Genomic DNA, 10,025 nt, shown 5'->3' with positions numbered 1-10,025 from the left:
GCCCGCCGCACCTGCTCGTCGAACAGATCCACCAGCGTCGCCGAACCCCCGACCTCACGACCGGTGTCGTTCCACGCCTCGAGCACCCGCACCCGCTCGGCCACCTCGAGAATCTCGATATCACCCAACGCCACCGACGGATCCGCCACGACCGCCTCGAGCACCCGCACGAACCGCTCCGCGAAGCCGGCCACGGTGCCCTTGTCGAACAGGTCCGTCGCACCCGTGAACGTCGCGTCGATGCGGGCGGGCGTCCCGTCCTCGTCGTAGCGGTCGAAGACCGTCAGCTGCAGGTCGGTCTTGGCGAGCTCGAGTTCGAAGTTCGTCGGCGAGACGGTCAGCCCCGGCAGCTCCAGCTTCGTCTGCGCGAGGTTCTGGAAGGACAGGCCCACCTGGAACAGCGGGTTGCGGGCCGTCGAGCGCACGGGGTTGAGCACCTCGACCAAGCGCTCGAACGGCACGTCGGCGTTCGCGAACGCCCCCAGGTCCGTCTCGCGCACCTGGGCCAGGAACTCGTCGAACGCGACGTCGGACTGCACTCGGGTGCGGAAGACCAGCGTGTTGACGAACATGCCGATCAGATCGTCGAGCACCCGCTCGCCCCGGCCCGCGATCGGCGTGCCGATCGCGACGTCGTCGGTGCCCGACAGCCGGCCCATCAGGGTCGCCAGGGCGGCGTGGATCACCATGAACAGCGTGGCGTTGTGCCGGCGCGCCAGCTCCTGCAGGCCCCGGTGGACGTCGGCGTCGACGGTGAAGTGCAGCGAGTCGCCGCGGAAGCTCTGGCGAGGGGGCCGCGGCCGGTCGGCCGGGAGATCGATCTGGTCGGGCAGACCGGCCAGGGTCCGCTTCCAGTACTCGACCTGCCCGGCGGCGACGGAGTCGGGGTCGCCCTCCGAACCGATGACGTCACGCTGCCACAACGCGTAGTCCGCGTACTGCACGGGCAGCGGCTCCCACCCGGGCGCCTCGCCGCGGGAACGCGCCTCGTAGGCGATCGTGACGTCGCGCGCGAGGGGGGCCATGGAGGCGCCGTCGGCGGAGACGTGGTGCACGACGAACGCCAGGACATAGTCGGAGTCGGTGATCCGGAAGATCCGCGACGCCACCGGTACCTGCCGTGTCACGTCGAAGGTCGTGGACATGAACGCGACGATCTCGCCGGTGAGGTCGTCCTCGGTGACGTCGTACGGCGTCAGGTCGGGCAGCGCGTCGTCCACGGGGAGCACGATCTGGTGCGGCTCGCCGTCCGGGTCCGGGTAGTAGGTGCGCAGCATCTCGTGCCGGCCGATCACGTCGCGGACCGCCGCCTGCATCGCGGCCAGGTCGAGCTCACCCTGGAGCCGCACCGCGAAGGGGATGTTGTCCACCGCGGAGGAGGTGTCGAACTGGTTGAGGAACCAGTAACGCTGCTGGGAAAGCGACAGCGGCAGCCGCTCGGGACGCGGTGCCGCCTCGAGCGGGCGCCGGGCGCCGGTACCGATCTGGCGGCCGACCTCCGCGGCGAACGCTTCGACGGTGGAGGTTTCGAACAGCAGCCGCAGCGGCACCGACGCATCGAGCGCCGCACCGATCCGCGAGACCACCTGCGTGGCGATCAGCGAGTTGCCGCCGAGGGCGAAGAAGTCGTCGTCGAGGCCCACCCGGTCGAGACCGAGCACCTCGGCGAACACACCCGCCACGATCTCCTCCACCGGAGTCGTCGCGGCGCGGAACGCCTTGACCTCGAACACCGGCTCCGGCAACGCCTTGCGGTCCAGCTTGCCCGACGCGTTCAGCGGCAGGGCGTCCAGTTCCACGAACGCCGACGGCACCATGTACGACGGCAGGTGCGCCTCGAGGGCACGGCGGGCGAGGGTGTCGTCGAACGTCCCGGCCGCGGGAACGACGTACGCCACCAGCTGCTCGTTGCGGACCATCGCGACCGCCTGGGCCGCCTCGGTGTGTTCGACGAGCGCGGCCTCGATCTCGCCCAGCTCGATGCGCAGGCCGCGCAGCTTGACCTGGAAGTCCGTGCGCCCGATGTACTCGAGCTCGCCGCCCTCGGTCCACGTCACCAGGTCGCCCGTGCGGTACAACCGCTCCCCGGGCGCGCCGAACGGCGACGCGACGAACCGGTCGGCCGTCAGATCCGCCCGACGGACGTAGCCGCGGGCCAGCTGCACCCCGGCCAGGTACAGCTCCCCGGCCACCCCCACCGGGACCGGGCGCAACCGCGCGTCGAGCACATACACCCGCGTGTTCCACACCGGCGCACCGATCGGCACCGACACCCCGTCCGCGTCGGTCACCTCGTGGAACGTCACGTCCACCGCGGCCTCGGTCGGCCCGTACAGATTGTGCACGCTCACACCCGGCAGCACCGACCGCACCCGGGCCGCGACGGCGGCGGCGAGGGCCTCACCGGACGCGAAGACGTACCGCAACGACGAGATCCCGCCGACCGCGGACTCGGCCACGAACACCGCCAGCATCGACGGCACGAAGTGCGCGACGGTCACCGACTGTGCGCGCATGACCGCAGCGAGATAACCCGGGTCGCGGTGACCGTCCGGCGCCGCCACCACCAGCCGCGCCCCGACCTGCAACGGCCAGAAGAACTCCCACACCGACACATCGAACGTGAACGGCGTCTTCTGCAACACCACATCCTCGACGGTCAGCCCGTACCGCCCCTGCATCCACACCAGACGATTGACGATCGCCGCATGCGAGACACCCACACCCTTCGGCCGGCCCGTCGACCCCGACGTGAAGATCACATACGCCGTGTTCGACGGCCGCAACGCCCCCGTCCGGTCCGCATCGGTCAACGGCGCGTCCGACAGCGCAGCGACGTCCAGCTCGTCGACCGCCAGGACACGGACAGACCTCTCCCCCGGCACCTCGAACCCGTCCCGCGTCGTGGTCAACACCACCACCGGCGCGGCCACCTCGAGGATGTAGCCGTTGCGCTCGACCGGCTGATCCGGATCCAACGGCACATACCCGCCCCCGGCCTCCACGATCGCGTACATCCCCACCAGCAGATCCACCGACCGGCGCATCGCCAACCCCACCAGCGACTCCGGCCCCACCCCCAACGACACCAGATGCCGCGCCAACCGGCGCACCCGCCCGGCGAACTCGCCGTACGTCAACGACTCGTCCCCGAACACCACCGCCACCGCCTCCGGCGACCGGCGCACCCGCTCCTCGAACAACTCCACCAACGTCCCAGACGGCACCGCCCGCGCCGTGTCGTTCCACACCTCGAGCACCCGCGACCGCTCCACCGGCTCGAGGATCTCCAGGTCGCCCACCGCCACCGACGGATCCGCCACCACCTCCTCGAGCACCCGCACGAACCGCCCCGCGAACCCCGCCACCGTCGACGCATCGAAAAGATCCGTCGCATAGGTGATCCCGACCGCGTATCCGGCGGAGTCGGCTGTCTCGGCGGCCGTTTCGGCGAGGGAGAACTGCAGGTCGAACCGGGCGGTCGCGGCGTCGAAGTCGAGGCCCGAGACGGTCAGGCCCGGCAGTTCGAGGGACCCCATCGCCTGGTTCTGGAAGGACAGCATCACCTGGAACAGCGGGTGCCGCGCCGTCGACCGGGCGGGATTGAGCACCTCCACCAGCCGCTCGAACGGCACGTCCGCGTGCGCGAACGCGTCGAGGTCGGTCCCGCGTACCCGCGCGAGCAGGTCCTCGAAGGACTCCCCGCCCTCGACCCGGGTCCGCAGCACCAGGGTGTTGACGAACATGCCGACCAGGTCGTCGAGTTCCTGCTCGCCGCGGCCGGCCACCGGGGTGCCGATGGCGATGTCGTCGGTGCCCGACAACCGCGCCAGCAGCACCGACAGCGCCGCGTGCACCACCATGAACGGGGTGACGTTACGCTCCCGCGCCACCCGTCCGATCGCGGCATGGAGTTCCGGCCCGAGCGAGAACTCATGCACCGCACCCGCATTGGATGCGAACGCCGGCCGGGGCCGGTCCGACGGCAGGTCGAGCTGCTCGGGCAGCCCGGCGAGCGCGCCGGTCCAGTACGCTTCCTGGCTCGCGATCACCGAGTCCGGGTCGTCCTCCGATCCGAGAACCTCCCGCTGCCACAACGCGTAGTCGGCGTACTGCACCGGCAGGGGCTCCCACTCCGGCTCCCCACCGGTGGCCCGCGCCGAGTACGCCACCACAACGTCACGCGTGAGCGGCCCCATGGAGAAGCCGTCGGCCGCGATGTGGTGCACGACGAGGACGAGAACATGCTCGGTCGCGGACACCTCGAACAACCGCGCCCGGAACGGCACCTGCGTCGACACGTCGAAGCCGGCCGAGGCCATCGTCAGGACCTCGCCGAGCAGCTCGGCCTCGGACACCGGGATCGGCGACAGATCGGGAATCACCCGCGAGGTCGGCAGCACCTGCTGGTACGCCACCCCGTCGGCGTCCGGGTACACCGTCCGCAGGGACTCGTGACGGGCCAGCACGTCGGCGACCGCCACCTGCAGCGCGTGCCGGTCCAGCAGTCCGGACAGCCGGATCGCCAGCGGGATGTTGTTCACCGCGGAGTCCGGTTCGAACCGGTTGAGGAACCACATCCGGCGCTGCGCCAACGACAGCGGGACCCGCTCCGGTCGGGTCCGCGCCACCAACGGCACTCGGCTGCCGGAGGAGTCGGCCTGCTCGAGGCGCGCGGCCAGGGCGGCGACCCCGGACGCCTCGAACAGCGTCCGCACCGGAATCGTGGCGCCGAGCGCCGCGCCGAGACGGGAGATGACCTGCGTGGCGACGAGTGAGTTGCCGCCCAGTTCGAAGAAGTCGTCGTCCAGCCCGACGCGTTCCACGCCGAGGACGTCGGCGAAGACCCGCGCGACGATCTCCTCGACCGGGGTGGTCGGCGCCCGGAAGACGCGGGCCTCCTGCTCCGGTTCCGGCAGTGCACGCCGGTCGAGCTTGCCGCCGGGCGTCAGTGGGATCGAGTCCAGGACCACCACCGCATGCGGCACCATGTAGCTCGTCAGGAACTGCGCCACGGAATCCCTGACGGCGGCGCCGTCGAGTTCGGTGCCCGGTTCGGGGACGACGTACCCGACGAGCTGCTCACCACGCTGCCCGTCGCGGCGCACCGTCGCGACCGACTGGGCGACACCGGCGCACCGCGCGAGGGCCGCCTCGATCTCACCGAGTTCGATCCGGAAGCCGCGGATCTTCACCTGGTCGTCGGCCCGGCCGACGTATTCGACCACACCTGCCGCCTCGCCCCCGGGAGAGCCGAACCACCGCACCACGTCACCGGTGCGGTACATCCGGCTTCCGTCGGTGGCGTACGGGTCGGCCACGAACCGCTCGGCCGTCAGCCCGGCCCGGCCCAGATACCCGCGGGCCACCTGGATTCCCGCCAGGTACAGCTCGCCGGGGACGCCGACCGGCACCGGCCGCAACCGGTCGTCGAGAACGAGCACCCGCATGCCGCGGACAGGGCCGCCCATCACCACCGGATCACCGGGCAGCAACGCGTCGCTGATGTTCGACGCCACCGTCGACTCGGTGGGACCGTAGGCGTTGAAGAATGCGCGGCGCGACCCGTCGGGCAGGATCGTCGCCCAGCGCGCCACCAGGCCCGGGGAGCACGCCTCGCCGCCCGTGATCACCACGCGGACGCAGTCGAGGCCCGAAGGATCCACCGAGCCGAGGGCGGCGGGGGTCACGAAGGCATGGGTGACCGCTTCCTCCGCCAGCAGGCCGGCGAGTTCGGCGCCGCCGTACACGGAGGTCGGCGCGACGACCATCGTCGCGCCCGCGCCGAACGCCAGCAGCAGTTCGAGGACCGACGCATCGAAGCTCGGCGACGCGAAGTGCAACGTCCGGGAGTCGGCGGTGACGGAATACCGTTCCACCTGTTCGGCACAGAAGTTCACCACGCCGGCATGCGCGACGACGACACCCTTCGGTGTGCCCGTCGTGCCGGAGGTGTAGATGACGTACGCCGGATGCGCCGGAAGCAGCGAGCGCACGCGCTCGGCGTCGGACACCGGTCCCGACGGCAGCCCGGAGCCGGCCTCGACCGCCTCCTCGAGCACCAGCCAGGACACCGTGCCCGGCAGCGCGCCGACGGATTCGGCCGATGTGATACCCAGCGCCGCACCCGAATCCGACAGCATGTACGCGATCCGCTCGACCGGGTACGTCGGGTCCACGGGGACGAACGCCGCTCCGGACCTGACGACCGCCCACAGCGCGACGACCGACTCGACCGACCGCGGAACGGCGAGCGCCACACGATCTTCCGGTCCGATGCCGCGGGAGATCAGCAGCCGCGCCAGGCGCGACGACGCCGCATCCAGCTCCCCGTACGACACGGAACGGCCGTCGAACCGCAGGGCCACGGCGCCGGGATCGCGCCGGGCGGCGGCGGACAGGATCTCGTCCAGCGTTCCCCCGGGCTCGGCCGGCGCGCCGTGCACCGACGTCAGCGCCCGCCGCTCGGGCTCCGACAGGAACTCGACGTCGCCCACCGCCCGCGCCGGCTCGGCCGCGACGGTCCCGAGCACCCGCAGCAACCGCCGGACGAACGAGGCGATCGTCGCCTCGTCGAACAGATCGGTGGCGTACCGCAGGTCGCAGGCGAGGCCACCCGGCTCGCCGTCCTCGTCGACCGTTTCGACGAAGATGAACGACAGATCGTACTGGGACTGTTCGAGATTCGCGGTGACCGGGCTGATCGCGAGGTCGCCGAGCTCGAGGGTGGTCTGTTCGAGATTCTGGAACGCGAGCATCACCTGGAACAGCGGGTGATGGGACTGCGACCGGACCGGATCGAGCACCTCCACGAGCCGCTCGAACGGGACGTCCGCGTGCCCGAACGCCGCGAGGTCGGACTCGCGCACGCGCGCCAGGAGCCGGGTGAACGGCTCGCCCGGCTCGACCTCGGTGCGCAGCACCAGAGTGTTGACGAACATGCCGATCAGGTCGTCGAGTTCCTGCTCACCGCGACCGGCGATCGGCGTGCCGATGGTGACGTCCGCCGAGCCCGACAGGCGGCCGAGGACGGCCGCCAGGGCGGCGTGCACCACCATGAACGGCGTCGTCCGGGTGTCCTGCGCCAGCCGGACGAGACCCCGGTGCACCGATTCGTCGACGGTGAAGGCGTGCACCGAGGCCCGGTTGGTGGCGACGACGGGCCGGGGCCGGTCGGTCGGCAGGTCCAGCCGCTCGGGCACACCGTCGAGACGGCGCGCCCAGTACTCGATCTGCTGCATGACGACCGACTGCGGATCGTCCTCCGAACCGAGGGCCTGCCGCTGCCAGATGGCGTAGTCGGCGTACTGCACAGCCAACGGCTCCCAGGCGGGTGCCTCGTGCCGGGTACGGGCATCGTAGGCGACCATCACGTCCCGCGTGAGCGGACCCATCGAGAACCCGTCCGCTGCGATGTGGTGCACCACGAGCACCAGCACGTGCTCGGTGTCCGACAGCTGCAGCAGACGGACGCGAACGGGCACCTCGGCCGTGACGTCGAACCCGGCCGAGACGGTGTCCGACACCGTCGACACGATCTCGGACTCGGTCACCCTCGTCGGCGTGAGGTCCAGCTCCACGCCGGAGGCCGGCAGCACCTGCTGGTAGCCGACCCCCTCCGTCTCCGGGTAGACGGTGCGCAGCACCTCGTGCCGCGCGACCACGTCCGACACGGCCGCCCGGAGCGCGTCGACGTCGAGCGTCCCGGACAGCCGCAGTGCGACCGTGATGTTGTTGACCGCCGAGCCGGGATCGAGGCGGTTGAGGAACCACATCCGCCGCTGCGCCAGCGACAGCGGCACCCGCTCCGGCCGCACCTGCGGCACCAGCGGCGGCCGGTGGGAGTCGCCGGCGGCCATCGCCGCGTCGACGAGCGTGGCGAGCTGCGCGGCGGTCGGGGCGTCGAAGAACTCCCGCACGTCGATGCGGACCTTGTGGTCGGCGTTGATCCGCGCCACGACGCGCGTCGCGCTCAGCGAGTTGCCGCCCAGGGCGAAGAAGTCGTCGTCGACGCCGAGACGCTCGACGCCGAGCACGCTCTCGAAGGCCGCGACGACCGCCTCCTCGGTGGGAGTGCTCGGTGCGCGGTATTCGGTTGCCAGAGAACTGAAGTCGGGCTCGGGCAGGGCCCTGCGCTCGAGCTTGCCCGACGCGTTGAGAGGGAACTCGGTCAGCTCGACGAACAGCGACGGCACCATGAAGTCCGGCAGCCGCCGGCGCACGGCCGCGGCCAGTTCGGTGCGGTCGATCGGTTCGCCGCCGGTGACGAGGTAGCCGACGAGGTGGTCGCCGAGCGTCTCGTCGGAGTGCACGACGACGACCGCCTGCCGGACCCCGGGATGGTCGAGCAGGGCGGATTCGATCTCGCCGAGCTCGATGCGCAGGCCGCGCAGCTTGACCTGGAAGTCGGTGCGGCCGACGTACTCGATCAGGCCGTCGGCGTTCCACTTGACCAGGTCACCGGTGCGGTACATGCGGTCGCCGGGCGCACCGAACGGGTCGGCGACGAAGCGGTCCGCGGTCAGGTCGGGTCGGCGCAGGTAGCCGCGCGCGAGCTGGATGCCCGCGAGGTACAGCTCTCCCTCGACACCCTGCGGAACGGGTCGCAGGCCCTCGTCGAGGACGTAGAGGTCGGTGTCGGCGACGGCCGCACCGATGGGGACGACGGTGTCGTCGCCGTGGGTCTCGTAGTAGGTGACGTCGACCGCGGCCTCGGTCGGGCCGTACAGGTTGTGCAGCCCGGCCGTGGAGATCCGGTGGAATCGGGCGACGGTCTGCGCGGGCAGCGCCTCACCCGAGGCGAAGACGTACCGCAGCGAGGTGACGGCCGCGGCGGTGGGCTCGGCGAGGTAGACCGCGAGCATGGACGGGACGAAGTGGGCGACGGTGACCCGGCGCTCGATCATGGTCTGCGCGAGGTAGGCGGGGTCGCGGTGGCCGTCGGGCCGCGCGATCGACAGGCGCGCTCCCACCTGCAGCGGCCAGAAGAACTCCCACACCGACACGTCGAACGTGAACGGCGTCTTCTGCAGCACGACGTCGTCGCCGCGCAGCCCGTACTCGGCCTGTCGCCAGGCGATGTTCGCGACGATGGCCCGGTGTTCGACCGCGACACCCTTCGGGCGGCCGGTGGAGCCGGAGGTGAAGATGACGTACGCGAGACGGCCGGCGGTCAGGGGGCCGAGCCGCTCATCGTCGCGCACCGGGTCCGCGGACACGTCCGCGAGGTCGAGGGTGTCGACGAGCACCACGGGCACCGATCCGGGCAGGTCCACCCGGTCGCGGGCGGTGGTGACCACCGCGACGGGTTCGGCGGTGTCGAGGACGTAGGCGATGCGGTCTGCGGGGTGATCCGGGTCCAGCGGCACGTAGGCCCCGCCGGCCTTGACGATGGCGTACATGCCGACGAGCAGGTCGAAGGACCGCCGCATCGACAGGCCGACGCGCGCGTCCGGGCCCACGCCGAGCCCGATCAGGTGCCGCGCGAGCCGGTTGACGCGGGCGTCGAACTCCGCGTAGGTCAGGGTCTCGCCGTCGAACTCGAGGGCGACCGCGTCCGGGGTCGCCTCGACCTGGGCGTCGAAGCGGCCCGCGAGGGTGCCGAGGTCGGGGCCGGCGGGGGCGGCCGCGGCGTCGCCGAGGACGGACGCGGCGTCGGCGAGGAGCCGGTCGAGCACGGTGGGCAGCCCGCCGTCGGCGAGGAGCGCGGGCGCGAGGTTGGACAGCACGACCGGGACCAGCGCCTCGATGCCGAGCACGCCCCCCATCGCGGCGTCGAGGGTGGCGATCTCCTGCTGGAGCCGGCTGTAGGTCAGCTGCGTGTCACCGTGGGCGAGGGCGACGCGGTCGGGCTCGCGGTCCACGACTCCGGCCAGCAACCGGGGCAGGTCTGCGATCGTCAGCGCCTGCTTGCCCGACGTGCCTTCAGCCATCTACTTCATCCTCCGATACCTCTGCGTGTCGCACACAGTCGTGCGCGCTCCGTCGACCCCGTGGCCACCTGGGTGCCCACGGGGTCGGACGAC

1 protein-coding gene is annotated in these 10,025 nt (G+C 71.4%); it reads right to left on the bottom strand.

The window, feature by feature from the left end:
• On the bottom strand, positions 1 to 9,932 hold a 9,932-nt coding region (locus ACWPOB_RS26810), incomplete at its 3' end, for an amino acid adenylation domain-containing protein (protein ID WP_455402679.1).
• Between the last annotated feature and the right edge of the window lie 93 nt (positions 9,933 to 10,025).

The organism is Rhodococcus sp. 2H158, from assembly GCF_053764755.1.
This window is presented reverse-complemented; position numbering and strand designations above follow the sequence as displayed.